19 protein-coding genes and 4 pseudogenes are annotated in these 26,888 nt (G+C 65.2%); 8 read left to right on the top strand and 15 right to left on the bottom strand.

Features of this window, described 5'->3' with window-relative positions; all coding sequences use genetic code 11:
• Window positions 1-27 precede the first annotated feature (27 nt).
• Window positions 28-1,537, top strand: a pseudogene (locus ALC15_RS03995) (acetyl-CoA acetyltransferase).
• Window positions 1,538-1,593: 56 nt separating this feature from the next.
• Here ALC15_RS03995 and ALC15_RS03990 read toward each other — a convergent pair.
• The 7 genes and pseudogenes from ALC15_RS03990 to ltnD form a co-directional block, all read right to left on the bottom strand.
• Window positions 1,594-2,802 (bottom strand): efflux RND transporter periplasmic adaptor subunit, encoded by a 1,209-nt coding sequence (locus ALC15_RS03990; protein ID WP_050626165.1) that lies wholly within the window; start codon window positions 2,800-2,802, stop codon window positions 1,594-1,596.
• A pseudogene (locus tag ALC15_RS03985) lies at window positions 2,789-5,967 on the bottom strand (efflux RND transporter permease subunit). Before ALC15_RS03985 ends, ALC15_RS03990 begins: the two are co-directional and overlap by 14 nt.
• Before the next feature lie 376 nt (window positions 5,968-6,343).
• Window positions 6,344-8,050 carry a methyl-accepting chemotaxis protein gene (locus tag ALC15_RS03980; RefSeq protein WP_050626164.1) on the bottom strand — a complete coding sequence of 569 codons (1,707 nt, stop codon included), beginning with the start codon at window positions 8,048-8,050 and terminating at the stop codon, window positions 6,344-6,346.
• A 185-nt stretch (window positions 8,051-8,235) separates the two neighbouring features.
• Window positions 8,236-9,927, bottom strand: a complete 1,692-nt coding sequence (locus ALC15_RS03975; protein WP_050626163.1) for a methyl-accepting chemotaxis protein — start codon at window positions 9,925-9,927, stop codon at window positions 8,236-8,238.
• A gap of 191 nt (window positions 9,928-10,118) precedes the next feature.
• The gene (gene otnK, locus ALC15_RS03970; protein ID WP_050626162.1) at window positions 10,119-11,396 is read right to left on the bottom strand and encodes a 3-oxo-tetronate kinase; all 1,278 of its coding nucleotides are present in this window, start codon (window positions 11,394-11,396) and stop codon (window positions 10,119-10,121) included.
• Window positions 11,393-12,175 (bottom strand): 2-oxo-tetronate isomerase, encoded by a 783-nt coding sequence (otnI, locus tag ALC15_RS03965; protein ID WP_050626161.1) that lies wholly within the window; start codon window positions 12,173-12,175, stop codon window positions 11,393-11,395. The genes otnK and otnI overlap by 4 nt, the downstream gene beginning before the upstream one ends.
• Window positions 12,176-12,187: 12 nt before the next feature.
• Window positions 12,188-13,098, bottom strand: a pseudogene (ltnD, locus tag ALC15_RS03960) (L-threonate dehydrogenase).
• Between the two features lie 185 nt (window positions 13,099-13,283).
• Here ltnD and otnC point away from each other — a divergent pair.
• From otnC to ALC15_RS41445, 3 genes are all read left to right on the top strand, one after another.
• Window positions 13,284-13,940: a 3-oxo-tetronate 4-phosphate decarboxylase gene (gene otnC, locus ALC15_RS03955; protein WP_050626160.1), complete on the top strand. Its 657-nt coding sequence runs from the start codon at window positions 13,284-13,286 to the stop codon at window positions 13,938-13,940.
• 33 nt (window positions 13,941-13,973) lie between these two features.
• Window positions 13,974-14,261: a hypothetical protein gene (locus ALC15_RS03950; RefSeq protein WP_050626159.1), complete on the top strand. Its 288-nt coding sequence runs from the start codon at window positions 13,974-13,976 to the stop codon at window positions 14,259-14,261.
• 68 nt (window positions 14,262-14,329) lie between these two features.
• Window positions 14,330-14,548: a hypothetical protein gene (locus tag ALC15_RS41445; protein ID WP_094193662.1), complete on the top strand. Its 219-nt coding sequence runs from the start codon at window positions 14,330-14,332 to the stop codon at window positions 14,546-14,548.
• A 165-nt stretch (window positions 14,549-14,713) separates the two neighbouring features.
• Here the strand turns inward: ALC15_RS41445 and ALC15_RS03945 are convergent, their stop codons facing one another.
• From ALC15_RS03945 to ALC15_RS03920, 6 genes and pseudogenes are all read right to left on the bottom strand, one after another.
• On the bottom strand, window positions 14,714-15,418 hold the full coding sequence (locus ALC15_RS03945) for an ABC transporter ATP-binding protein (protein ID WP_050626158.1): 705 nt from the start codon (window positions 15,416-15,418) through the stop codon (window positions 14,714-14,716).
• The gene (locus ALC15_RS03940) at window positions 15,402-16,133 is read right to left on the bottom strand and encodes an ABC transporter ATP-binding protein (protein ID WP_050626157.1); all 732 of its coding nucleotides are present in this window, start codon (window positions 16,131-16,133) and stop codon (window positions 15,402-15,404) included. Before ALC15_RS03940 ends, ALC15_RS03945 begins: the two co-directional genes overlap by 17 nt.
• Window positions 16,130-17,116 (bottom strand): branched-chain amino acid ABC transporter permease, encoded by a 987-nt coding sequence (locus ALC15_RS03935; protein WP_050626156.1) that lies wholly within the window; start codon window positions 17,114-17,116, stop codon window positions 16,130-16,132. The genes ALC15_RS03940 and ALC15_RS03935 overlap by 4 nt, the downstream gene beginning before the upstream one ends.
• Window positions 17,116-17,948 (bottom strand): annotated as a pseudogene (locus ALC15_RS03930) (branched-chain amino acid ABC transporter permease). Before ALC15_RS03930 ends, ALC15_RS03935 begins: the two are co-directional and overlap by 1 nt.
• A 220-nt stretch (window positions 17,949-18,168) precedes the next feature.
• Window positions 18,169-19,416, bottom strand: coding sequence for an ABC transporter substrate-binding protein (locus ALC15_RS03925; protein ID WP_050626155.1), 1,248 nt, complete (start codon window positions 19,414-19,416; stop codon window positions 18,169-18,171).
• A gap of 85 nt (window positions 19,417-19,501) precedes the next feature.
• A complete protein-coding gene (locus tag ALC15_RS03920; protein WP_050626154.1) occupies window positions 19,502-20,320 on the bottom strand; it encodes a putative hydro-lyase in 819 nt (272 codons plus the stop codon).
• A gap of 120 nt (window positions 20,321-20,440) precedes the next feature.
• Here ALC15_RS03920 and ALC15_RS03915 point away from each other — a divergent pair, with 120 nt between their 5' ends.
• From ALC15_RS03915 to ALC15_RS03905, 3 genes are read left to right on the top strand one after another with little or no spacing between them, the layout of a single operon-like run.
• Window positions 20,441-21,373 carry a LysR family transcriptional regulator gene (locus ALC15_RS03915; protein WP_050626153.1) on the top strand — a complete coding sequence of 311 codons (933 nt, stop codon included), beginning with the start codon at window positions 20,441-20,443 and terminating at the stop codon, window positions 21,371-21,373.
• 14 nt (window positions 21,374-21,387) lie between these two features.
• On the top strand, window positions 21,388-22,638 hold the full coding sequence (locus ALC15_RS03910; protein WP_050626152.1) for a Zn-dependent hydrolase: 1,251 nt from the start codon (window positions 21,388-21,390) through the stop codon (window positions 22,636-22,638).
• Window positions 22,639-22,669: 31 nt separating this feature from the next.
• A complete protein-coding gene (locus ALC15_RS03905) occupies window positions 22,670-23,581 on the top strand; it encodes an NAD(P)-dependent oxidoreductase (protein ID WP_050626325.1) in 912 nt (303 codons plus the stop codon).
• A 270-nt stretch (window positions 23,582-23,851) separates the two neighbouring features.
• Here the strand turns inward: ALC15_RS03905 and ALC15_RS03900 are convergent, their stop codons facing one another.
• Window positions 23,852-24,928 (bottom strand): tartrate dehydrogenase, encoded by a 1,077-nt coding sequence (locus tag ALC15_RS03900; RefSeq protein ID WP_050626324.1) that lies wholly within the window; start codon window positions 24,926-24,928, stop codon window positions 23,852-23,854.
• Between the two features lie 169 nt (window positions 24,929-25,097).
• Between ALC15_RS03900 and ALC15_RS03895 the strand changes: the two genes are divergently transcribed.
• A complete protein-coding gene (locus tag ALC15_RS03895) occupies window positions 25,098-25,874 on the top strand; it encodes an SDR family oxidoreductase (RefSeq protein ID WP_050626151.1) in 777 nt (258 codons plus the stop codon).
• Between the two features lie 96 nt (window positions 25,875-25,970).
• Here ALC15_RS03895 and ALC15_RS03890 read toward each other — a convergent pair whose 3' ends face one another.
• A complete protein-coding gene (locus ALC15_RS03890) occupies window positions 25,971-26,822 on the bottom strand; it encodes an alpha/beta hydrolase (RefSeq protein ID WP_050626150.1) in 852 nt (283 codons plus the stop codon).
• Between the last annotated feature and the right edge of the window lie 66 nt (window positions 26,823-26,888).

The raw sequence follows: 26,888 nt of genomic DNA, 5'->3' as shown, positions 1-26,888 counted from the left end.
CCAATATCGCAGAGTGAACCAACAAGAATGTCGAACAGCATCCCCGAAGATCGCATTCCCGTCATCGTCGGCGTCGGCGAGATCGTCGATCGTCCGAAGGACATCGCCGCCGGCCTTGAACCGCTTACCTTGCTGGAAGAGGCGCTGAAGCGCGCCGAGACAGACAGCGGCGCAAAACTGCTCGCCGACGTGCAGTCGCTCGACGTCGTCAACTTCCTGAGCTGGCGCTACCGCGATCCCGAGAAGCAGCTCGCCGCACGGCTCGGCATTGCACCTGCGCACCTCTATTACGGCCCGGTCGGCGGCGAGAGCCCGATCCGCTATCTGCACGAGGCGGCGCAGCGCATCGCGCGCGGCGAATGCAGCGTTGCCGCGGTGTGCGGCGCGGAGGCCCAGTCGACCGCGACCAAGGCGCAGCGCGCCGGCGTCGAGTTGCCATGGACGCCGTTCGCGCATGACGTCGAGGAGCCAAAGCGCGGCGCCGCATTCCAGAAACCGATGGCCGTGACGCTCGGCGTGTTCCGGCCGATCACCGTCTATCCGCTCTATGAGAGCGCGACCTCGGCGCATTGGGGCCAGACGCCGCGCGAGGCGCTGAAGGAATCCGGCGAGCTGTGGTCGACCTACGCGCGGGTTGCCGCCGACAATCCGAGCTCCTGGCTGAAGAAGAAGTTCACCGGCGACGAGATCACGACCGCGACGCCGGACAACCGGATGATCGCCTGGCCCTATACGAAACTGATGGTGGCGAACCCGACGGTGAACATGGGCGGCGCGCTGATCCTGACCAGCCTGGCGAAAGCGCGCGCGGCGGGCGTGCCGGAGGAGAAACTGATCTATCCGCTCGGCGGCGCCTCGGCGGAAGAGCCGCGCGACTACCTGACCCGCGACCAGTTCGTCGAAAGCCACGCGCAGAATGCGGTGCTGAGGGCGGTGATGGATCTCGTCGGCGGCGACGGCAAAAAGTTCGACGCCATCGAGCTCTATAGCTGCTTCCCTTGCGTGCCGAAGATGGCGCGCCGGACGCTCGGCCTCGGTGCGACGTGCAGCCCACGGTGACCGGTGGCCTGACGTTCTTCGGTGCACCGCTCAACACCTACATGACGCATTCGGCCTGCGCGATGGTGCGCAAACTGCGCAATGGCGGCACGCTCGGCCTGCTCTACGGCCAGGGCGGCTTCGTCACCAAGCACCATGGCCTCGTGCTGTCGCGCGCGGCGTCGACGGCGGCACTGAAGCAGGAGACTCCGTGCAGGCGGAGGCCGATCGCAACAGGCGCGATGTGCCCGAGTTCACCGACAAGGCCGGTGGCAAGGGCAAGGTCGAGGCCTTCACCGTGATCTATCGCGCCAATGGCGAGGTCGAGCACGGCGTCACCATGCTGCGCACCGAAGACGGCCGCCGCACGCTCGGCCGCATCCCGGCAAGCGACACGGCGACGCTGGCGTATTTGCAGAATCTGGATCGCACGCCGGTCGGCAGCACCGGCAACATCGTCACCGCCGCTGACGGCATGCTGGAATGGCGGGTGGGCTGAGGCTCTGAGCTCACTCGCCCGCTCTTGCGGGGCGAGGTAAGAGGAAGCTGCGCGCCTTACCCCTTCACGTCCTGCTTTTCGGATGCCGTCGTCGGCTTGCCCTTGGCGCCGGCGCCGGCGCCGGTGACGCGGACATGATCGCCGTCGGCAAGACCGTCCGGCGGGGCGGTGATGATGCGGTCGTCGGGCGCGAGGCCCGAGGCGATCTCGATCTCCTTGCCGAGGTCGCGGCCGATCTTCACGGTCTTGAACAGCACCTTGTCGTCAGGGCTGACGGTCGCGACCCGCAGGCCGCTGCTGTTGAAGATCAGCGCGCTGGCGGGAATGCTGAGCGGCGTGGACTCCCGCTGCAGGTTCAGCTTCACGCTGGCATAGCTCCCCGGCATCAGCTCGCCGGAGGAATTGTCGAGCCCGAGCTGCATCCGCGTCGTTCCGGAGGCGACATCGACCGCCTGCGAGGAGGCTTCCACCGTCGCCTGGAAGGCGCGGTTCGGGTAATCCGGCAAGCTCAGCGTGGCCTTGGCGCCGATCTTGATCGCCGGAACGTAGTTCTGCGGCACGTTGACATAGACGCGCAGCTTGGTGATGTCGGAGACCGTGAACATCGCCGGACCGGAGTTGCCGCCGGCATTGATCAGCGCGCCGACATCGGTGTCGCGCGAGGTCACCACGCCGTCGAACGGCGCCGTGATCTTCTTGTAGCCGGCGAGCGCTTCCAGCCGTTCGACATTGGCCTGGCCGGCCTTGACCGCGCCGTTCTTGTTGGAGAGGTCGGCGGTACGCTCGTCGATCTCCTGCGCCGAGACGAAGTTCGAGGCCACCAGCGTCTTGCGCCGGGCGAGCGTCGCCTCGGAGAGCTTTGCCGAGGCCTGGGCGCTGGCCAGATCGGCGCGCGCCTGCAGCAATTGCTGGTCGAGGTCGGGCGCCTCGATCTCGGCGATCACCTGGCCGGCCTTGACCCGGGCGCCGATGTCGGCGTCCCAGTTCTTCAGATAGCCGGACACCCGGGCATAGATCGGCGCGCGGGAATAGGCCTCGAGCCGGCCCGGCAGGTCGATCGTGGGGCTCAGCGCCTTGGCGTTGGGCAGCGCCACCGCGACGGTCGGAATGGCCTGGTCGTCGGTCCATTCCTTCAGCCGATTGTCCTGCTCCTCGCGGGCGCGAATCCCGGTGCCGACGATCAGCCCCGCGCCGACCAATGCAACCACGCCGAATATGCCCAATCTCCGGCCGGACACCGGTGGGCGCTGTTCAGTGGGCTGCATGCGGAATCTCCGATGAGGCGGCGGCTTTGGCGCCTTGCTTCTTGTGTACCATACTGAATACCACGGGAACAAACATCAGGGTCGCGAAGGTGGCGAAGATCAGGCCGCCGATCACGGCGCGGCCCAGCGGGGCGTTCTGCTCGCCGCCCTCGCCGAGCCCCAGCGCCATCGGCGCCATGCCGATGATCATGGCGAGCGCGGTCATCAGCACCGGGCGGAACCGGACGAAACCGGCTTCCAGCGCCGCCGCGATGGGGTCGCCGAGCTCCTCGTAGCGCTCGCGGGCGAAGCTGATCACCAGCACGCTGTTGGCCGTCGCGACGCCCATGCACATGATCGCGCCGGTGAGCGCCGGAACCGACAGCGTGGTCTCCGTCGTGAACAGCATCCAGACGATGCCGGCGAGCGCGGCGGGCAGCGCCGTGATGATCACGAACGGGTCCGACCAGGACTGGAAGTTCACCACGATCAGGAAGTAGATCAAGACGACGGCGCCGAGCAGGCCGAACAACAGGCCGGTGAAGGCCGAGTTCATGGTCTGGACCTGGCCGAGCAGCACCACGGACGAGCCCTTCGGCACCTCCTTGGCGGTATCCGCGATCAGCTGGCGCACGTTGGTGGCGACGCCGCCGAGATCGCGGCCCTGCGTCGTGGCGTAGATCTGCACCAGCGACTGGATGTCATACTGCGAGACCACCGCGCTCGAGGTCGCGCGCTTGATGTCGGCGATGCCGCCGAGGATCGGCGCCTGGGTGTTGCCGGTCGCGGTGATCGGCAGCGTCTGCAGCGCGCTCAGCGAGTCGATCTGGTATTGCGGCGTCTGCATCACGATCGAGTACGACACGCCGTTGTCGGGGTTGAGAAAATAGGTCGGCGCCACCTGCGACGAGCCGGCGAGGTTGACCACCAGCGAATTGGTGACGTCGCGCTCGGTCAGGCCGACATATTGCGCACGGGTGCGGTCGACATCGATGTTGAAGGTCGGGTTGTTCGGCGACTGCTGGATCCGCGCGTCGGCGATGCCGGGAATGCGCTTGATCTTCGCCAGCAGCTTGTTGGCATAGGCGTAGTTGGCCTCGAGATTGGCGCCGCGGATCTGCAGATCGATCGGCGCCGGCGCGCCGAAGTTCAGGATCTGGCTGACGATGTCGGCCGGCAGGAAGGAGAAGCTGGTGCCCGGGAACAGCCGCGGCAACTGCTCACGCAGCGTGCGGACGTGCTGCTCGGTCGGCTTGTGACCTTCCCTGAGCTTGATCTGGATGTCGGCATCCTGCGGCCCGATCACGCCGGTGTTGTTGTAGGTCAGGTTGATGCTGGAGATCGGCATGCCGATATTGTCGGTCATGGTCTCGATCTCGCCCGGGATCAGCTTGCGGATCGCCTTCTGCACATCCGCCATCTGGTTGGCGGTCTCCTCGACGCGGGTGCGACCTGGGTGCGGACATGCATCAGGATGTTGCCGGCGTCGACAGCCGGGAAGAAGTTGCGGCCGAGGAACGGCACCAGCAGGAACGACACGGCGACCACGGCGAGAAATCCGCCGACGAACACCTTGCGGTGGCCGAGCGCCATCGCGAGCAGGCCATGGTAGCCGCCGCGGATGCGCTCGAACCGCGCTTCGAAGCCGCGCTGGAACCAGACGAAGGGATTGCGCGACTTTGGCGGCGCACCTTCGTGATGCACATGCGGCTGCAACAGATAGTTCGCCATCGTCGGCACCAAAGTGCGCGACAGGATGAACGACCAGATCATCGCGAACATGACCGCTTCGGCCATCGGCACGAACAGGAAGCGCGCGACGCCGGTGAGGAAGAACATCGGCACGAACACGATGCAGATACAGAGCAGCGAGACGAAGGCCGGCGTCACGATCTGGTTGGCGCCGTCGAGGATCGACTGCTCGACCGGCTTGCCCTGCTCGAGATGGTAGTTGATGTTCTCGATCGTCACCGTGGCGTCGTCGACCAGGATGCCGACCGCGAGCGCAAGGCCGCCGAGCGTCATGATGTTGAGCGTCTCGCCGATCAGCGACAGCATGATGATGGCGCCCAGCACCGACAGCGGGATCGACACCGCGATGATCACGGTCGAGCGCCAGCTGCCGAGGAACAGGAGGATCATCACGCTGGTCAGGAGCGCCGCAATCACGCCCTCGAAGGCGACGCCGGTGATGGCGCCACGGACGAACACCGACTGGTCGCCGACGAAGCCGATCTTGAGCGCGTCCGGCATCTGGTCCTTGACGTCGATCACCTTCTGCTTGATGCCGGCGATGATATCGAGCGTCGAAACCGCGCCGGCCTTCAGCACCATCATCAGCACCGAGCGATTGCCGTCGACGTGGACGATGTTGGTCTGCGGCGGGTTGCCGTCGCGGACCGTGGCGACGTCGCGTATATAGACCATGGCGCCGTTGACGGTCTTGATCGGCAGGTCGCCGAGCTCCTCGATCTTGAGCGGCGAGTTGTTCAGGTTGATGGTGTATTCGAAATTGCCGATCTTCTGGGTGCCGACCGGCGTGATCAGGTTCTGCGCAGCGAGCGCATTGGCGACGTCCTGGCCCGACAGGCCGCGCGCCTGCAGCGCGGTCGAATTGAGGTCGATCTGGATCTGGCGCTGCTTGCCGCCATACGGATAGGGGATCGCGGCGCCGGGCACCGTGACCAGCGGCGTGCGCAATTGGTTGATGCCGATGTCGGCGAGGTTCTGCTCGGTCAGGCCGTCGCCCGACAGCGCGACCTGGATGATCGGAACCGTCGAGGCGCTGTAGTTGAGGATCAGCGGCGGCGTCGCGCCCGGCGGCAGCTGCTTGAGCAGGGTCTGGGCGATCGCCGTGACCTGCGCGTTGGCGGTGCGGATGTCGACGGTCGGCTGGAAGAAGATCTTGACGATGCCGATGCCGTTATAGGAGTTCGCAACGATGTGCTCGATGTCGTTGACCGTCGTGGTCAACACACGCTCGAACGGACTTGTGATACGTCCCGACATCTGGTCCGGCGGCAGGCCGGTGTACTGCCAGGCCACCCCGATCACGGGAATACGGATCTCGGGAAAGATGTCGGTCGGCGTGCGCAGCGCCGCCAGCGGTCCGATAATCAACAGCAGGATCGCGAGCACGACGAAAGTATACGGCCGGCTCAGCGCGATACGGACCAGTGCGATCATAAAAGCAGCATTCCCGAAATGAAGCCCGCCCAGGCAGAGGAATCGACATTGCAAAAGCCATTCCGCAGCGGCCGATTTACCCGATGCCGGGCAAAACGCCAACCTGCGGAGCCGCGGCGGCCTTCACTTCCTTGGCATCCTTTGTGAGGCTCTGTGCCCGGTCCGGGCGCGCCGGGATGCTGTGCGGCCAATCGCGATCGCATCGTCATCAAAAAGAGACAGCCCTGCTTCAAAAGCGAGCGGGCTGAGGATGCGGTTTCGGCCGCCGCACGGCTAACGCATCGCTGCCCTGCAAAAATGCAAAACGTGGCGAGCCGGTCGGCCCACCACGCTTGGATCGGTCAGCCCGTGCGGACCGGAGGTCCCCGGCGGCCGGTCAGGCCGCTCGGACGGCGTTGAGGAACTTGCCGACCTCGAGCTTGAGGCGGCTGCTGTCGCCGGAGAGCGACTGTGCCGCCGACAGCACCTGGGTCGATGCCGAGCCGGTTTCGTTGGCGCCGTGCTGCACGTCGGTGATGTTGGCCGAGACCTGCTGGGTGCCCTGCGCGGCCTGCTGCACGTTGCGGGATATTTCCTGCGTCGCCGCGCCCTGCTCCTCGATCGCGGCAGCGATCGCCGACGAGATCTCCGACAGCCGCTCGATGGTCGAGCCGATGGCGCGGATCGCGCTCACGGAGTCCTCGGTCGCGGCCTGGATGCCGGAAATCTGCTGGCCGATCTCGCCGGTCGCCTTTGCGGTCTGCTCCGCGAGCGCCTTCACCTCGGATGCGACGACCGCGAAGCCGCGGCCGGCGTCACCGGCACGCGCCGCCTCGATGGTCGCATTCAGCGCCAGCAGATTGGTCTGGCCGGCGATGGTGTTGATCAGCTCGACCACGTCGCCGATCCGGGCGGCGGCCTTCGACAGCTCCCCGACCCGGTCATTGGTGGCACGGGCCTGGCTGACGGCATCGCCCGCCATCCGCGCCGACTCCTGGACCTGGCGGCTGATCTCGTTGACCGAAGATGACAGTTCCTCGGTTGCGGACGCCACCGACTGGACGTTGGTGGTGGCTTCCTCCGACGCGGCAGCGACTGTCGTCGCAAGATTCTGCGAGCGCTCGGCGGTCGAGGTCAGCGTGGTCGCGGACGCTTCGAGCTCGTGCGAGGCCGAGGCGACGGTTTCGACGATCTCGCCGACCGCGCGCTCGAAACCATCGGCAAGCTGAAGCATGTCGGTGCGGCGCTGGGCTGCGGCGCGCGCCTCCATTTCCTTCTGCTCGCGCTCCATCCTGACCTTGGCAAGGCCATTGTCCTTGAAGACGAGCGCGGTCCTGGCGACGTCGCCAACCTCGTCGCGGCGATCGGTGCCGTGCACCGCGATGTCGTAATTGCCGTTGGCAAGCTGCTGCAACAGCTCGACGACGGCACGGATCGGCTTCGCGACGCCGTATTGTCCGACCACGAAGCCAAACAGCAGCCCGAGCAGGACGCCGGAAGCGGCGAGCAGGATCAGCAGCTCCGAGGTCGACACGTACTCCTGCTCGTTGGCCTTCACGTTGTCCCTGACCCGCTGATCCTGGCGATCCGCGACGGCCCGAACCTTGGCCTGCAGCTCTTCCGCTGCCGCGCGGCTCTTCATCGCGGCATCCCGCAACGTCGCGGCCGAGTGAGTGAGATCGGCGGTCCGGGCGCCATCGACCGCATCGAGCGTCTGCTTCAGCTGCGCCTGGTAGGCGGACTGCGCGGAGCGTACGCCGGCCAGCAGCGCGATGGTCTGCGGATCCTGCGTCTTGCCGATCTCGACGAGGCGCTCGTCGAGCAATTTGAGCTGTTCGTCGATCACACTGCGCGCCGCGAGCCGGTTCTCGTCGCGAGGGTCGAGCGCGCTGCGAAACTCGGCGCGATTGATCGCGAGCACGTTCTGGTTGGCGCGCGCCGACAGCAAGGCACGTTCCGCGGCCCGCGCCGTGACGACGCCGCGCTCGCTGAGCGACTTTAGCGAGGAAATCCCGAGATAGGCGAGCGCACCGGCGATGATCGAGAGACCGCCCACAATCGCCAGTATCTTCGTGAGAATGCGGAATCTCGCCAGGAACATCATCCGGGTGCCTCGTTTGGATTGGATTTCGCGATTCTGTGCGGGGAGCCGCATCGCTCTGCGACAAGTTACCTCGCGTGAAACTACGGTTCGTTAATCATGGCTTCCGTTGAACTACTGAGCGCCACACAAAGAAAAATGCCCGGTCTGTCGACCGGGCATTGTTCGATGTCAGATGTTGACTGGCGTCAGGCCGCGCGGACGGCGTCGAGGAACTTGCCGACCTCGAGCTTGAGGCGGTTGCTGTCACCCGAAAGCGACTGTGCCGCCGACAGCACCTGGCTCGAGGCCGAGCCGGTCTCGTTGGCGCCGTGCTGGACGTCGGTGATGTTGGCCGAGACCTGCTGGGTGCCCTGCGCCGCCTGCTGCACGTTGCGGGATATTTCCTGCGTCGCCGCGCCCTGCTCTTCGACAGCAGCAGCGATGGTGGACGAGATCTCCGACAGCTTCTCGATGGTCGAGGAGATCTCCTTGATCGCGCCGACCGACTCCTGGGTCGCGGTCTGGATGCCGGCGATCTGCTGGCCGATCTCGCCGGTCGCCTTGGCGGTCTGCTCGGCCAGCGCCTTCACCTCGGACGCCACGACCGCGAAGCCGCGGCCGGCCTCGCCGGCGCGCGCCGCCTCGATGGTGGCGTTCAGCGCCAGCAGGTTGGTCTGCCCGGCGATGGTGTTGATCAGCTCGACGACGTCGCCGATCCGCGCGGCGGCCTTCGACAGCTCGCTGACGCGATCGTTGGTGGTGCGCGCCTGGCCGACGGCGTCGCCCGCCATCCGCGCCGATTCCTGCACCTGGCGGCTGATCTCGGTGACCGACGACGATAGCTCTTCGGTCGCCGACGCCACCGACTGCACGTTGGTCGAAGCCTCCTCGGACGCCGCGGCAACCGAGGTGGTCAGTTCCTGCGAACGCCGCGCGGTCGACGACAGCGTCGAGGCGGAAGCTTCGAGCTGAGTCGAGGCCGACGACACGGTCTGCACGATCTCGCCGATCATCTGTTCGAAATTGCGGGTGATGGTGTCGACCCGGCGGCCGCGCTCGATCTTGGCTTCGGCATCGGCAGCCGCGGCTTCGTCGGCCGCCTTCTTGGCGACCAGGGCTTCCTTGAACACCTGCAACGTATCGGCCATGGCGCCGATCTCGGTCTTCTCGCCCTGGTGCGGCACGACGGCGGTGAGATCGCCGCGGCCCAGCGCCTGCATCGGGCTGACGATCGAGGCAATGCCGGTGGTGACGTCGCGAACCAGGTAGAAGCTGACAGCAACGCCGATCAGGACGGCGCCGCCGAGGATCACCGCGAGCAGCATGAGGGCCGAATTGTAGCTGTCGGTGGCATCCGCCGCGGCCTTGTCGGCACCGGTGTTGTTGTAGGCGATGTCCTTGTTGAGGATTTCGTCCGCCTCAAGGCCGATCTTGTTCACGACCTGGGCGTTGAGCTCATGCGCGTCGTGGGGAATCTTGCCGACGTCCTTGCGCGACAGCTCCATCACCTGTTCAGTCCCCTTGCGGTACTTGTCCCAGGTCTCGACCCATTGATTGTAAAGCGCCCGCTCCCCCGGAGAGGTAATCATCGGCTCGTAGGTCGTGCGCGCCTTGGCGATCATCTCGATCACGGTGGCCAGCGTCTTTTCCTGGGCCAGCTTGGTTTCGGCCGTCTCGGACAGCATGTGCTCGCGGATCACGTTGCGATAGGTGATGACCCCGGCGCGCAGCTCGCCGAGCACGCGCACGCTCGGCAACCAGTTGGTCGTGATGTCGACCGTGTTGGCATTGATCGCCCGCATATTCCAAACCGCAAGCAGACCCATACCCGTCAGGGCGACAAGCAGGAACGCAACCGCGGCAATGATCTTGGCGCGGATCGAGAATTTGGCGAACATCTTGGGGTCTCTTGGATATCGGGCTCGCGAAGCCCAATCGAATGGCTGGGGGCGCTGCGGTGCGCCAAAGGCATCAAAGCCAGCCCCCCTCCTTAAGTAGGGTTAATTTGCATACCCGTTGAACTACGGAGATACCCGCCATTCCCGCGACATGATGCGCGAGAACCCCATCAGGATGCGCAAGCGGCGCGTCACGGCATTAACGCCAGCGCATCCGAGAAGAACTCCGGCCCGCCGAAATTGCCCGATTTCAGGGCAAGCACCATCTCGCCTGCGTCGGCACCGACCGCGCGCAGAACCGGCACGCCCGCCGCGATTTCCGCCCCGACCAGGAATCCCGGAATGCGCAGGCGATCGACCACGGCGCCCGACGTTTCACCACCGGCGACCACCAGCCTGTGAACGCCGGACTGCACCAACCCCTCCGCGAGGTCGGCCATGGCCTGCTCGATGGCATGTCCGGCTGCATCGCGGCCATGACGTGATTGCAGGGCTGCGACCTGATCCGGAGTCGAGCTGCTTGCGATCAGGACCGGCCCCGCCGCAAGCCGCTCCTTGGCCCAGGCGAGCGCGCGCTGCGCCTCGTCCTTGCCCGCGATCACCCGCTCGGGGTCGAGGTGCAGCACCGGCATCGCCTTCTCGGCGCTGGCGATCTGGCGCAGGGTCGCCTGCGAGCAGCTGCCGGCGAGGCAGGCCGCCGGCCCGCCGATCGCGGCCGTGGAGATCGCATTTCCGGCAGCCGATCCGGACTTGCCGACGGCGACCAGCGCTCGCGCCAGTCCAAGCCCGATGCCGGAGGCGCCGACCGACAGACGGTGATCCAGCGCCACCTGCCCGATCGTCTCGAGGTCGCGGTCGAACACCGCGTCGACGATCGCAGCGCCGATGCCGCCCTGCGCGAGTTCGCCCAGCCTGGCGCGCATCGCCTCCGCGCCGCGGGCGAGCGTCGCGAGATCGACCAGGCCGACCCTGGTCTTGCTCTGGCGCGCCAGCACACGGACCAGGTTGGAATCATGCATCGGGTTGAGCGGATGGTCCTTGAGCGGGCTCTCGTTCAGCGGCACGGAGCCTACGAACAGATTGCCCTGGTAGACGGTGCGGCCGGTTTCCGGAAACGCCGGCGTCACCAGCACGATGCTGTCCTTCGCGTCGGCGCGCAGCGCATCCATCACCGGGCCGATATTGCCCGCGTCGGTGGAATCGAAGGTCGAGCAGATCTTGAACAGGACATGCCCGGCACCGCGGCCGCGCAGCCAGGCCTCCGCCGCACGAGAGCGCGTCACAGCCAGGCCGGCCTCGATCGAGCGGCTCTTCAGCGACACCACGACAGCGTCGACCTCGGGCAGCGCGAGATCGTCCGCCGGCACGCCGATGGTCTGCACCGTGCGCAGGCCGGCGCGGGTCAGCGTGTTGGCGAGGTCGGAGGCGCCGGTATAGTCGTCGGCGATGCAGCCAAGAGCCAGCGTCACGATTTTGCTCCGGCATAGGGCTTGAACCAGTCAAGGCCGTCCGTGGTCTTGCCGCGCGGATTGTACTCGCAGCCGACGAAGCCGCCATAGCCGAGCCGATCCAGCTCGCCGAACAGGAACGGATAATTCAGCTCCTCGCCATCGGGCTCGTTGCGCGAGGGGATCGAGGCGATCTGGATGTGGCCGATGATCGGCATCATCTCGCGCAGCCGCATCGTGACGTCGCCATGGATGATCTGGCAGTGATAGATGTCGAACTGCAGCTTCAGGTTCGGGATCTTGAGTTCACGGATCAACTCGTAAGCAAAGTTGAAGTCGTTGAGGAAATAGCCCGGCACGTTGCGCGGATTGATCGGCTCGATCACGACGTCTAGGCCGTGCGGCGCGAAGAATTCCGCAGCGTAAGCGACCGATTTGTAGAAGGCTTCGACGGCGTGCCGATCATTGCGATCGGCGATCCCGGCCATCAGATGCAGCCGCTTGACGCCGGTCGCTTCTGCATAAGGCAGTGCGGTCTTCAGGCTCGCCTGCAAATCGGCGAAGCGATCCGGCAGCGCGGCAAATCCCTTCTCGCCGGCATTCCAGTCGCCCGGCGGCAAATTGAACAGCGCCTGCGTCAGCCCTGCGCCTTTCAGCCGCTTGCCGACCTCCTCGGCCGGATGGTCGTATGGAAACAGGAACTCGACCGCGGTGAAGCCCGCTTTTGCCGCGGCGTCGAAGCGGTCGAGGAACGGGACCTCGTTGAACATCATGGTGAGATTGGCGGCAAAGCGGGGCATCGCAGGATCCTCTTATTTCGCGCCGGGAAGCTTGGTGCCGGTGACCTGCGCATACATCCGCGCCACCGACGCATCGTCGTCGCGGCCCATACCGGCGGCCGCGTCATCAGGAACATCTGCAACGCTGCGGCCGAGACCGGCACCGGGAAGCGCGCATTGCGCGCCATATCCTGGATGATGCCGAGGTCTTTCACGAAAATCTCGACCGCGCTGCGCGGCGCATAGTCGCCGTCGAGCACATGCGGCATGCGGTTCTCGAACATCCAGGAATTGCCGGCGGAGGCCGTGATCACCTCGTAGACCTTCCGGATATCCAGGCCCTGCTTGGCGGCAAAGGCAATCGCCTCGGAAGCGGCCGCGATGTGCACGCCGGCCAGCAGCTGGTTGATCATCTTGAATGCGGCGCCCTGCCCGGCCGCATCGCCGAGCTCGTAGAGCTTTGCCGCCATCGCATCCAGCGCCGGCCGCGCCTTCGCGAACGCTGCCGCGCTGCCGGAGGCGAGAATGGTCAGCTCGCCCTGCGCCGCGCGCTGCGCGCCGCCCGAGATCGGTGCGTCGAGATAGTGCCGGCCGGTCGCCTCAAGCTGTTTTGCGAGGCGCCGCGCGATATCGGGATCCATCGTCGCCGAGGAGATGAAGACCGCGTCCTTGGCCAGCGTCTCGGAAGCGCCGTCCTTGCCGAACAGGATAGCCTCGGTCTGTGCCGCGTTGACGACGACGCTGACGACGATGTCGGCATCCCTGGCCGCCTCGGCCGGCGTTTTCGCACCCTTGCCGCCATCGGCCACGAAGCGCGCGACGGCATCGGCCGAGACGTCGCAGCCGGTCACGACGAAGCCGGCGCGCCTCAGCGAGGTCGCCATGCCGTATCCCATCGAGCCCAGCCCGATGACGGCGACGTGCGGTGTTGCGGAACTGGACATAAGGCGATCCCTGAACATTTTTGGTTGTTTGAGCATTTTCGGAAAACCGGCTTTCACCTTCCCCGATCATGCGCGTTGCTGCTTGCCTATCACGGCTTGGCCGCGCTGCCAAAGCATGAGACAAAGCTGAAAACGGATGGCGGCAAGGATGGCGCCAAGAGCGAGACCGGAAGAGCGAAACCCGGATGTGCGAAACAAAGCTTCGTGAAGACATCTGCCGCTTCGGCCGCTCGCTGTTCGAGCGCGGGCTGACGCCGGGCTCATCGGGCAATATCAGCGTCCGGCTCGACGACGGCGGCTGGCTGGTGACGCCGACCAATGCCTCACTCGGCTTCCTCGATCCGGCGAAAATGTCGCGGCTCGACAGTGACGGCCGCCTCGTCTCTGGCGATGCCCCGACCAAGGAAGTGCCGTTGCACACCGCGCTCTACCAGACGCGCACGAGCGCCGGCGCCGTGGTGCACCTGCACTCGACACATTCGGTCGCACTGTCGATGCTGCCCGAGATCGATCCGCGCGCGGTGCTGCCGGTGATGACGGCCTATTACGTCATGAAGTGCGGCCAGACCGCGCTGGTGCCCTATTATCGCCCCGGCGATCCCGCCGTAGCCGACGCGATCAGGGGGCTCGCCGGGCAATATTCATCGGTGCTGCTCGCCAATCACGGCCCCGTCGTCTCCGGCGACACGCTGGAGGCGGCCGTGTTCGCGACCGAGGAGCTGGAAGAGACCGCAAAACTCTATCTGCTGCTGCGTGGGCTGAACCCGCGCTATCTCTCGCCCGAACAGGTAGCGGATTTAACCAGGACGTTCGGGCTCGTGCTGCCGGATCACCCTCACTAGATCAAGCAAAGGTGAGACATGCGGAGGACAGTCATGATGAGGTTCACGAACTTGGCACTCGCCGTCCTGTTCGCCGGCCACTTTGCGGGCTCAACCGCACGGGCCGAGCAGAGCTTGCAGGACCTGCTGGCGGTGCAGCTGCGCGCGCAGGGTTATGCCTGCGACAAGCCGCTCAAGGCCGAACGGGACGACAAGCTCTCGAAGCCCGACAATGAAGCCTGGACGCTGACCTGCAGCAACGCGACCTACCGCGTCAGCCGCGTGCCCGACCTCGCCGCCAAGGTCGAGAAGGTCGAAGAGAGCAAGGAACAGGGCAAGTAGGCTGCGTGGGCTGACTTCGTAGCCTGCATGAGCGCAGCGATGCGCATGCCTAAGCATGGGAATTTGGGATGGTCCGACAGACCCGACCGACACTGGTTGAAATCGAGGCGGCTGCACGCGTGCTTGACAAGTTTGGACGGCACTACCGCTGGTGGCCGACTACGACAAAGTCACACGATGAGCTTGCCGCAAACGATCCCATCGGAAAGAGCGAGTTCGACGGGATCGTCGAACAGATGCTGATCGCCGCAGCCGACGCAGGATCTCAAGACCGCAGTCCGCCATAAACTCCGGCGTCATGCCCGCGCAAAGGCGGAGCCTTTGTCGCTGGAGGTGCGAGCGGAGCGGGCCTCGAAGATGAGTCTACGGCGGTGTGTGCGGCCATCCTTCGAGGCGCCAAAGTGGGCGCGCACCTCAGGATGACGGCGGAACGCGCGGACGCGTTGCAGACGTTACAGTCCCAGATAGGCCTTGCGCACGTCGGGATTGCCGCTGATCTCGGCTGCGGTGCCTTGCATCAGCACGCGGCCGGTCTGCAGGATGTAGGCGCGGTCGGCGATCTCCAAACATTCGGCCATGCGCTGCTCGACGATCAGGACCGTCATGCCGGCGTCGCGGATGCGCTTCACGGCCTGGAAGATCTCGTCCACCAGCTTCGGCATGATGCCCTGCGACGGCTCGTCGAGCATCAGGAGGCGCGGCCGCGTCATCAGCGCGCGGCCGATCGCGAGCATCTGCTGCTCGCCGCCGGACAAGGTCTCGGCACGCTGCTCGAGCCGTTCGCCAAGCCGCGGGAACAGATTGAAGACCAGGTCGAGCGGCGCATCGCGGTCGGACTGGCTGCGATAGAGATAGCTGCCGAGCCGCAGATTGTCGCTTACCGAAAGCCGCGGAAACAGCCGGCGGTTCTCCGGCACGAAGGCGATGCCGCCGGCCGTGATGACATGCTGCGGCTGGCCGTCGATGCGCTTGCCGTCGAAGGTGACGGTGCCGGCGCGCGGACGCTCGGCCCCGGCGATCGATTTCAACAGCGTCGACTTGCCCGCGCCGTTGGCGCCGGCGACGCAGACGATCTCGCCCTTGGTGACGTCGATCGACACCGAGGAGATCGCGACCAGGCCCTGATAGGCGGTGGTGACTTCACGCACCGACAGCATGACGATCCCCGAGATAGGCGGAAATGACTTCCGGATTGCGGACGACTTCCGCGGGCTTGCCCTCGACCAGCACCTTGCCGAGATTGAGCACGATGGCGCGGTCGACCAGCGGCATCACGATCTCCATCACGTGCTCGACCATCAGCACGGTGACGCCGGTGGCGCGCACCTTGCGCACCAGTTCGACGCCGGTCTGGGCCTCGACCGGCATGAGGCCAGTGAGGACTTCGTCGAGCAGCAGCAGCTTCGGCTCGGTGGCCAGCGCCCGGGCGACCTCGAGTCGGCGCTTCTCCGACGGCACGAGATCGGCGGCAAGCTTGTCGGCGCGCGCCGCAAGGCCGCAGAACTCCAGCACCTCATAGGCTTTCTGCCGCGCGATGCGCATCTTGGTGTTGCGGATCAGCGCGCCGACGATGACGTTGTCGATCACGGTCATGGTCTCGAAACTCTTGACCACCTGGAAGGTGCGCCCGACGCCGCGCTGGCAGCGTTCCGCCGCCGGCAGCCTTGTGACGTCCTCGCCGTCGAAGATGATCGAGCCCTGGGTCGGCGGCAGAACGCCTGCGATCAGGTTGAACAGCGTCGACTTGCCGGCACCGTTGGGGCCGATCAGGCCGACGATCTCGCCGCGCCCGACCGAGATCGAGACGTCGCTGTTGGCAACGAGGCCGCCGAAGCGCTGCCAGACGCCGCGGGTTTCGAGGAGTGCGGTCATCGCGCCGCCTCCTTGCACCCGGTGAGCATGCTGAACACGCTGACCAGTCCCTTCGGTAATGCCAGCGAGATCGCAACGATCAGCGCGCCATAGACGATCAGGTCGACGCCGCGACCGGAGCCGCCGACGAAAGAGCGTGTCAGCTCGGTAAGCGGGATCAGGATGACGGCGCCGAGCACCGGGCCCCACAGCGTGCCGATGCCCCCGAGCACCGCGGGCAGCGCCATCAGCAGCGAGAACTGGAAGCCCATCACGCTTTCAGGATCGATGTAGGAGACGAATTGGGCGTAGAAGCTGCCGCCGACCGCAACCAGGAAGGCCGAGACCGCGGCCGCGCCCATCTTGGAATTGAACACGACCACGCCGAGGCTTTCGGCCGCGTCCGGATTGTCCTTCACCGCGCGCCACCAATAGCCCCATTTGGAATCTTCCAGCCACCAGGTGACGAGCCAGGCGATGCAGGCCAGCGCCAGCGCGAAATAGAAGTACGGCAGCTTCGAGCGTGTGAACTGGAATTTAAGCCAGCTGTCGCCGCGCACCGGGATGTCGATGCCGAGCGCCGCGCCCGCCCAATCCCAGTTCTGGATCAGCAGCAGCGCAATCTCGGCGATCACGATGGTCGCGATCACGAAGTAGTGCCCGCGCAGGCGGAAGCAGGGATAGCCCAGCGCCATCGCGATCACGGCCGAGATCGCCCCGCCCGCCACCATGCCGAACCACGGCAGCACGCCGAATTTGGTGAACAGCAGCGCCGTGGTGTAGGCCCCGAGCCCGAAATACAGCGCATGGCCGAGCGAGATCTGTCCGCAATAGCCGGACAGGATGTTCCAGCTCTGCGACAGCGCGGCATACATCAGGGTCAAGACCATGATGTTCTGGACGTAGACGTCCTTGACGAACAGCGGCACCAGCGCGGCGACCACCGCGAGGCAAGCCGCCATGATCAGGTCACGCCTGCGGCGTTGGGCGAACTGGGTGTCCATCACATCGATCCGAACAGGCCACGCGGGCGAATGAAGACGACCAGCAGATAGACGGCGTAGATGCCGACCGATTTCAGCGACGGCGGCAGGATCAGCGCGGTGGTCGCCTCGACCAGGCCGACGATGATGCCGCCGGCAAAGGCGCCGAACACGCTGCCGAAGCCGCCGAGCGCGACGGTGACGTAGGCGATCAGGGCAAAAGAGGCGCGACGTCGGGGTAGATGTAGAAGAAGATCGCCATGATGGCACCGGCGAGGCCGACCAAGGCCGCGCCGAGCCCCCAGCCGAGCGCGAACACCCGGTTCTTGTCGATGCCGACGAGGGCCACCGCACCGGCGTCTTCACGCGTCGCTTCGAGCGCGCGGCCGAAATCGGTGCGATTGATGAAGAAGTAGAGCGCGACGAAGGCCGCGATCGACAGCATCGCGCCGATCAGCTGCGGCTCCGGCAGATAGATACCGGCGATCGACACCGTCTTGCCGCCGAGCCAGGAGTTGGTGACGCTGCGGTAGTCCGGCGTGAAGAAGAACTGCGCGAGGCCCCGCATCACGATCGCGAGGCCGAAGGTGGAGAAGATCTGCACCATGCCGGCATTGGCCTTGGCGCGCATCGCGAAGCGGACCACCAACAGATAGACCACCGCGCCGAACACGAACAATGCCGCGGCGACCAGCGGCGCCGCCAGCAAGGGATCGATCGCGAAGAACGCGAACAGGAAGAAGGTCGCGTACATCGCGATCATCAGGAACTCGCCGTGCGCGAAATTCACGACGTCCATCAATCCGAAGATCAATGCGAGGCCGGCGGCGATCAGTCCGTAGAGCAGCCCCATCAGGAGGCCGCTCGCCAAACTCTGGATAATGGTCTCGGCTGTCACCGCTGCGCCCCGATCAACGTATGGCCCCAACGTCGTCCTGGCGAAAGCCAGGACCCATTACCACAAATGCATCGGTAGGAGAGATAACAACCAATCATCGCAAAAACGCCTGCCTGGGGTAATGGTCCCGGGTCGCGCTTCGCTTGCCCGGGACGACGAGAACGCGTCCGACCGATCAGCTGTTCATCGGCCAGATCGCCTCGGAGACGGCGGCCTGTTCCGGGAAGATCGTCACGAAGTTCTTCGCGGAATATTGCAACAGCACCGGATCGGCGAAGTTGTTCTGCCCCATCTCGTCGAACTTGACCCGCCGCCACGGCATGATGGTGACGTCGCCGGGCATGTCGGTCGCGACCAGCGCCTCGCGGATCTTTTCGCCGTCGGTCGACTTGGCGCGGTTGACGGCATCGGCCATGATGATGAGGCCCATGAACTGACGCGACGTGTAGTCGTTGAAGTCCTTGCCCGACTTGGCGCGGTACATCTCGTTGATCAAACCGACCATCGGCCGCTTCTGCGCCAGGTCGAGCGAGAAGCTGCCGCGCGAGATCACGCCCTCTAGCTTGTCGCCCACCGCGTCATAAGTCGCCTTCTCCGAGAAGCCGGCATCCTGCGCCATGATGTTCTTCGGCTTGTAGCCGAGCTCGGCCATGGTCTTGACCAGCAGGATCGAGTCGGTGGTGTAGCTCGACGGCATCAGCACGTCGGCATTGGCCGCCTTGAGCTGTTGCACCTCGGCGGTCAGCGACGGCGAGTTGGCGCGATACTTGATGTCGGCCACGATCTTGTATCCGCGCTCGGCCGCGAGCTTGGTCTGGGCGTTCGCCGAATCGGTGCCGAAGATGGTGTCCTCGTGGAACAGCGCGAGCGTCTCGATCTTCTGGCCCTTCTTCTTCATCGCATCGAAGAAGTCGAACATCGCGGCCGAGAACATCTCGTCATGCGGCGAGGCCCGGAAATAGTATTTCAGGCCGCGGCGGTGCAGGCTCGGCGAGGAATTGTCGGCCGAGATGAACGGAACGCCGTAGCGCTCGCAGGTCTGGCTGACGGTGACGGCGACCGCGCTCTGATAGGTGCCGACGACGGCGCAGACCTTCTCCTGTATGATCAGGCGCTCGGTCTCGGCGCGGCCCTTCTGCGGATCGGCCTGGTGGTCGGCGAACACCAGCTTGACCTTGGCGCCGCCGAGGCCGGACAGGCCTTCGCCCTTGGCGAGCGGCAGCGCGAAATCGTAGTTCTTGTTGATGATGTCGGCAGCGGTGTTGAAGGCATGCTGCGCGTCGACGCCGATCGCGGCACTGGAGCCGGACAGCGGATAGATCACGCCGATAGCCACTTCGCTTGTCTGCGCGCGCGCGGCGATCGGACCGAGCGCAGCGGCGGCAGTGGCTCCCAGCAATACGTTACGGCGAGAGATCGTCATCGAAATATCCCCTTCAGCTTTGTTCTTATCGATGTGACGCTTGTAGCGCGCAGTAAAGCCTCAATGAATTGCACGAATTGCCTATTCAGAGCACAGCGAGCTGCTTGTTCCTGAGGTCGGTCACCAGCATCAGCCCCGGCGCATGCGTGATCGCGAACGGCAGCTTCGCAGCCGCGATCACCGATTGCGGCGTCACGCCACAGGCCCAGAACACCGGGATCTCGTCATCGGCCACCGGCACCGCGTCGCCGTAATCGGGCTTGGCGATATCCTTGATGCCGATCGCATGCGGATGGCCGAGATGCACCGGCGCGCCGTGCACCGACGGAAAGCGCGAGGTGATCTGCACCGCGCGGATCGCATCCGCCGGCTTGAACGGGCGCATCGATACCACCATGGGTCCTTCGAACGGCCCCGACGGCTTGCAGGCAATATTGGTTCGGTACATTGGCACACGCAGGTTGCGCTCAATGTGACGGATCGGCAGCCCCTCATCGAGCAGCGCCTCCTCGAACGAGTAGGAGCAGCCGAGCACGAAGGTGACGAGATCGTCGCGCCAGTATTTGGTGATGTCGGTCGGCTCGTCCGCCACCTCGCCGTCGCGCCAGACCCGGTAGCGCGGCACGTCGGTGCGGATGTCGAGGTCGAGGCCGAGCGCCGGGATGCGGGGATCGCCGACGTCGGACATGCCGATGATCGGGCACGGTTTCGGATTGAGCTGACAGAACCGGTGGAAGGCGCCGGCGAGCTTCTCCGGCAAGATCGCGAGATTGCCCTGGACGAAGCCGTTGGCGAGACCGGCCGTCGTCGCCGAGGCCATGCCATCACGGCAGGCGCGCCGCGCTTCGACGCTCGCCAGCCCCGGTTCCCCTTGAGATCGCTGCACTGCCGCAAAAACAGTCATGGGGTTCTCCTGCCCATAATCTCGACAAGGACAAACCAACACCAAGCGTGATATAATGTCTAATCGTCCTTTCTAATCAAAATCGATAAAACAGATTTATCGATCTGGGAAAATGCTTCCATGACGGACTTCCGCTCGATCGAAACATTTCTCTGGGTCGTCAAGCTCGGCAGCTTCCGCGGCGCCGCCCAGCGGCTCAACACCACCCAGCCGGCGATCTCACAGCGCATTGCCCAGCTCGAGCGCGAGATGGGCGTCAAGCTGCTCAACCGCGACCACAGGGTGGCCTCGCCGACGCCGAGCGGGCGGCTGATGCTGATCTATGCCGAGAAACTGATCGGCCTGCGTTCGGAAATGATGGCCGAGGTCGGTGACCGTTCGGCGATGCGCGGCGCGCTGCGGCTCGGTGTCGCGGAGACCATCGTGCACACCTGGCTGCCGCGGCTAGTCAAGAGCGTCAACGAGATCTACCCGAACCTGTCGCTCGAGATCGAGGTCGACATCACGCCCAATCTGACGCCGCGGCTGCTGGCGCAGGAGATCGAACTCGCCTTCGTGCTCGGACCGGTCTCCGCATCCGGCGCGCACAACCATGTGCTGTGCGATTATCCGATCGGTTTCCTGGCAAGCCCCTCGCTCGGCCTCGGCTCCGGCCCGGTTGCGCGGCAGGATCTGGCGCGGTTTCCGATCATCACCTTTCCGCGCAAGACCCAGCCCTACGAGACCGTACGCGCCTTGTTCAATGCACCCGATCTGTCGCCGATCCGGCTGCACGCCTCGACTTCGCTCGCGACTGTGATCCACATGGCCAATGAAGGGCTTGGCATCGCGGTGATTCCGTCGGCGATCGTCGAGAACGAGCTTGCCGACGGGCGCTTGCAACTGCTCGACACCGACCTCAAGCTGCCGCCCCTCACCTTCACCGCGAGCTGGCTCGCCTCCCCCGATGCGGTCGCCATCGAGCGCGTCGCCAATCTCGCCCGGCAGATCGCACAGACCAGCGTGGCGGTTGACGGCGCGAGAGTGGCGCGTCATGAAAAAACGGTCGCGTAAAGGGAAGAGCCGCAATGAGCCGAGCCGCCACCAACCTGCAGATCGATTCCGCCCGCCTCTGGGGCACCATCCACGAAACCGCACAGTTCGGTGCAACGCCAAAGGGCGGCGTGCGGCGGCTGACCCTCGGCGCCGAGGACAAGCAGGTGCGCGACTGGTTCCGCAAGGCTTGCGAGGACGCCGGCCTGGACGTGCATGTCGACGCGCTCGGTTCGATGTTCGGCCTGCGCAAGGGCCGGGACATGTCGAAGCCCCCGATCGGCGTCGGCTCGCACCTCGACACCCAGCCGACCGGCGGCAAATATGACGGCATCCTCGGCACGCTCGCCGGGCTCGAACTGGTCCGCACCTTGAACGATGCCGGGATCGAGACCGAGCTGCCGATCTGCATCTGCAACTGGACCAACGAGGAAGGCTCGCGCTTTGCGCCGGCGATGATGGCTTCGGCCGCCTATGTCGGCGACTTCACCACCGACGACATCCTGTCGCGCAAGGACGCCGAAGGCGTCACCGTGGCGCAGGCGCTGGATTCGATCGGCTATCGCGGCGATACCCCGGTCGGCCGGCAGAAATTCTCAGGCTTCGTCGAGCTGCATATCGAGCAGGGCCCGATCCTGGAGGCCGAGGGCAAGACCATCGGCGTGGTCGATTCCGGCCAGGGCGTGTTGTGGTACGACGGCAAGATCACGGGCTTCGAGAGCCACGCCGGCTCGACCCCGATGCCGCTGCGCCGCGATGCGCTGGCGACGCTGTCGGAGATCGTGCTGGCGATGGAGAGTATCGCGAAGAAGCACGGACCGAAGGCGGTCGGCACCATCGGCGAGGCGGTCATCGCAAGCCCCTCGCGCAATGTCATCCCCGGCGAGATCGCCTTCACGGTGGATTGCCGCAGCGCCGATGCAGGGATCATGGATGCGCTGGACCGTGACCTGCGTGCCGCCATCGTCGAGATCGCAGCAAAGCGCAAGGTCGAGGTCCAGCTCGACCTGGTCTGGCGCAAGGCGCCGACGCATTTCGATCCGAAGCTGGTCGACGCGGTCGAGAATGCGGCAACCCAGCTCGGCTATTCGCATCGCCGTATCACCTCCGGCGCCGGACACGACGCCTGCAATCTCAACACGGTGATGCCGGCGGCGATGGTGTTTGTGCCCTGCAAGGACGGCATCAGCCACAATGAGCTGGAAGACGCCAAGCAGGCCGATTGCGCCGCCGGCGCCAACGTCCTGATGCACACGGTGCTGGCGCTCGCCGGCGTCGCATCCTGATCTTCATATCTCCCCTTCGATGGAGGCTTTCGTGCGCGCAGTGTTCGTCGACGCCAATGAATCGCTCGCTGTCATCACCGAGCGCCTGGAAAAACCTGGCGATCCCGCGATGCGGATCAACCGCAACCCGGATATCAAGCCCGAGGACTATCCGGCGGTGCTCGACGGCGCCGAGATCGCGGTGGTCGACCACACCGCGCTGCCGACCGACATCGCGAAGAAGTGCGCCGGCCTGAAGCATGTCGTGTTCCTCGGCACCGGCGCGCGCAGCTACATGAATCCGGAGGAGCTCGCCGAGCTCGGCATCGCCGTGCACCTGATCAAGGGCTATGGCGACACCGCGGTCGCGGAGTCCGCGATCGCGCTGATGTGGTCGTCGGCGCGGGTGATCGCGCAGATGGACCGCGAGATGCGCGCCGGCAACTGGCTGCGCGAAGACGGCATGCAGCTCACCGGCAAGACGCTTGGCCTCGTCGGCTTCGGCGGCATCGCCGCCGAGGTCGCCCGCATTGCGCTCGGCAGCGGCATGAAGGTGATCGCCTGGAACCGGTCGCCGAAGAGCCATCCGGGCGTGGAATTTGTCGATCTCGACACCGTGCTGGCAACGAGCGACGTGGTTTCGCTCCATCTGCTGCTCAACGACGAGACCCGCGGCATGATCACGCGCGACAAGATCGCGAAGATGAAGAAGGGCGTGGTGCTGATCAACACCGCGCGCGGCGCCATCGTCGACGAGCAGGCGATGATCGATGCGCTCAACTCCGGCCACATCCGCCACGCCGGCCTCGACGTCTACAACATCGAGCCGCTGCCGAAGGATCATCCGCTGACCAAGATCCCCAACGTGACGTTGTCGGCGCACTCCGCCTTCCGCACGCCAGAGGCGAGCGAGAATTTGATCCACGCGGCGTGGGAGCATTGCCGGCGGATCGTGAAGGGGTAATCATCTCCACCGTCGTCCCGGCCAAGCGAAGCGCGAGCCGGGACCCATAATCACCGCTTCACTTTGTTGCGAACGCTGGGGCCACAGCGAGCCCTAACAACACGGCCCTGTCGTTATGGGTCCCTGCTTTCGCAGGGACAACGGCACGGGGTTGGGCCACGAGCTACCCTCTCCCACAAGGGGAAGAGGGTCAGACCTAGCAAGCCAACACGCACACGGGGTAATGGGTCCTGGCTTTCGCCAGGACGACCCCGTGATTGGCAGCGTGGCTTAATCTACCATCTCCGCGACCGCCTTGCCGCACGCCGTGGTGTCGGCGTTGCCGCCGAGATCCCTGGTGCGCAGCGTGCGTTCGCCGAGCGTGCGCTCGATCGCGCCGACGATGGCGCTAGCAGCCTGCTTCTCGCCGAGATGCTCCAGCATCATCGCGCCCGACCAGATCATGCCGATCGGGTTGGCGATGCCCTGGCCTGCGATATCAGGCGCCGAGCCGTGCACCGGCTCGAACACCGAGGGGAAATTGCCCTCCGGATTGATGTTGCCCGACGGCGCGATGCCGATGGTGCCGGTGCAGGCCGGGCCGAGGTCGGAGAGGATGTCCCCGAACAGGTTGGAGCCGACCACGACGTCGAACCAGTCCGGATGCAGCACGAAGTTCGCGGTGAGGATGTCGATGTGGTACTTGTCCCACTTCACGCCGGGATACTTCTTGGCCATCGCCTCCACACGCTCGTCCCAATAGGGCATGGTGATGGAGATGCCGTTCGACTTGGTCGCCGAGGTCAGATGCTTCTTCGGCCGCGACTGCGCGAGATCAAAGGCGAATTTCAGGATGCGATCGACGCCGGTGCGGGTCATCACGGTCTGCTGGGTGACGAATTCGCGGTCGGTGTCCGGGAACATGCGGCCGCCGACCGAGGAATATTCACCTTCGGTGTTCTCGCGCACCACCCAGAAGTCGATGTCGCCGGGCTTGCGGTTCGCCAGCGGCGACGGCACGCCGGGCATCAGCCGCACCGGACGCAGATTGACGTACTGGTCGAACTCGCGCCGGAACTTGATCAGCGAGCCCCACAGCGAGATGTGGTCCGGGATCTTGGCCGGCCAGCCGACCGCGCCGAAATAGATCGCGTCATGCTTGCCGATCTTGTCCTTCCAGTCGGCCGGCATCATCTCGCCGTGCTTCTCGTAATAGTCGTAGGAGGCGAAGTCGAAATGGTCGAACTTGACGTCGACGCTATGCTTCTTCGCCGCCGCCTCGATGACGCGCAGGCCCTCCGGCATCACTTCCTTGCCGATGCCGTCGCCGGGAATGACCGCAATCCGATACTGCTTTTTGCTGCTCATCGAGAACACCCTTGTGATTTGCCCGGCCGGCAATGCCGCCTATCCTGATGGTCCTGCAATGGACCAAACTTCGCGCGAGCGCAACGCTGCAGTGCAGTGTTGACCGCGGCGCGACCCTGCCCCACCAATTTCGCCGACACCCACTCCTCATACCAAAGCGAGACATCCCATGGATCTGCATCTGCGCGGCAAGCGTGTCCTGATCACCGGCGCCTCCAAGGGCATTGGCGCGGCCGCCGCCGAAGCCTTCGCCGAGGAAGGCGCCAATCTGCTGCTCGCCGCCCGCAACGGCGACCAACTCAAGGCGCTGGCCGAACGGCTGCGTTCCGCGCACCAGATCGATGCCGCGATCAGCGTGGTCGACCTGCGCAAATCCGAAGACCTGGCGCGGTTGGCAAAGGAGGCTGCCGACATCGACATCCTGGTCAACAATGCCGGCGACATCCCGGGCGGCTCGATCGACAAGATCGACGAGGCGACCTGGCGGCACGCCTGGGAGCTCAAAGTGTTCGGCTATGTCAATCTGACGCGCGCGATCTATGCCCAGATGAAGGCGCGCGGCGGCGGCGTGATCGTCAACGACATCGGCGCGGCCGGCGAGAAGTTCGACGCCAACTACATCTGCGGCAGCGCCGGCAACGCGGCGCTGATGTCGTTCACCCGCGCGCTCGGCGGCAAGAGCCTCGCCGACAACATCCGCGTCGTCGGCATCAACCCCGGCCCCGTCGGCACCGACCGCCACGTCACCCTGCTCAAGACCCGCGCCAAGAACCAGTTCGGCGACGAGAACCGCTACAAGGAATTCCAGAAAGGCCTGCCGCTCGGCCGCCCCGCGCATGCGCGCGAGATCGGCGACCTGATGGCGTTCCTCGCCTCCGATCGCGCGGGTTATACGTCGGGCGTGATCTACACGGTGGACGGCGGGCTGACGTCGGGGTGGGGCTAGGTCTTCTCCACGTCATTGCGAGCGACGCGAAGCAATCCATCTCGCCGCTTGCGGAGCGATGGATTGCTTCGTCGCTTCGCTCCTCGCAATGACGGCTTAGGTCGCCGTTCGCTCGAACAATTGCCTGATCAGCGTCGTGATCCGGCCCTGCGGCGCCAGCATCTGGTTCATGATCGAGAAATGATCGGCGCCTTCGATCTCCTCATAGGTCACCGGCAAGCCGTAGCGGGCGCGATGGCCGGCGAAATCGGCGGTCTGCTTGCGCAGTAGCGGCAGCTCGGCACTGCCGACCACCAGCGACAGCGGCTTTGCGGTGCCGCCCTCCTGCGTCATCGGTGAATTGCGTCGCGAGGAGGCTTCGTCGAGCCTGAGCTTCTCGTTGAGGTAGGAATGCCTGATCGGCTCGAGGTCATAGATGCCCGAGATCGCCATGCCGGCCCGGACATGAGCGTTCGACAACGCCATCGATGTCAGATGGCCGCCGGCCGACCAGCCCGACACGACGATGCCGTTAGTAGCGGCGCCGAGCCTGGGCAACTGCCCGGCAAGAAAATCGATGCCGGCGTGAATCTCGGCGACGATGTCGTCGAGCGTCGCATCCGGCGCCAGCGTGTAGCCGATCAGCGCGACATTGATGCCATGCGCCATCGGCCCCTCTGCAAAGATCGTGAACACCTCCTTGGCGCGGGTCTGCCAATAGCCGCCGTGGATGAACAACAGCGTCGGCGCGCCGTCGCCGGCTTTGAGGAAATCGATCCGGTTGCGTTCACGCGGGCCGTATCTGAGGTCGAGATGCTGCGGATGCCTTTGCCGCAACACCGCGGAGCGCTGCTCCCAGCCGGCGGAGATCTCGGCGCTGCCCTTGACGGCCACGCCATTGTTCAAGCCGAGGTCGCGCTCCTGCTGGCTCATCGCGCGCCAGTCCAGCGCGGAAAACAACGCTGCCATCCCTGCCCCTTCGGTTCTCGTCGCATTGCCACGACGGCAGGAAATGTTCTACAGCACAAGGAAACA

The sequence above is a fragment of the Bradyrhizobium viridifuturi genome (assembly GCF_001238275.1).
In the GTDB taxonomy this organism is placed as follows: Bacteria; Pseudomonadota; Alphaproteobacteria; order Rhizobiales; family Xanthobacteraceae; genus Bradyrhizobium; species Bradyrhizobium viridifuturi.
The sequence above is the reverse complement of the archived record's forward strand: the minus strand, read 5'-3'. Positions and strand labels throughout refer to the sequence as shown.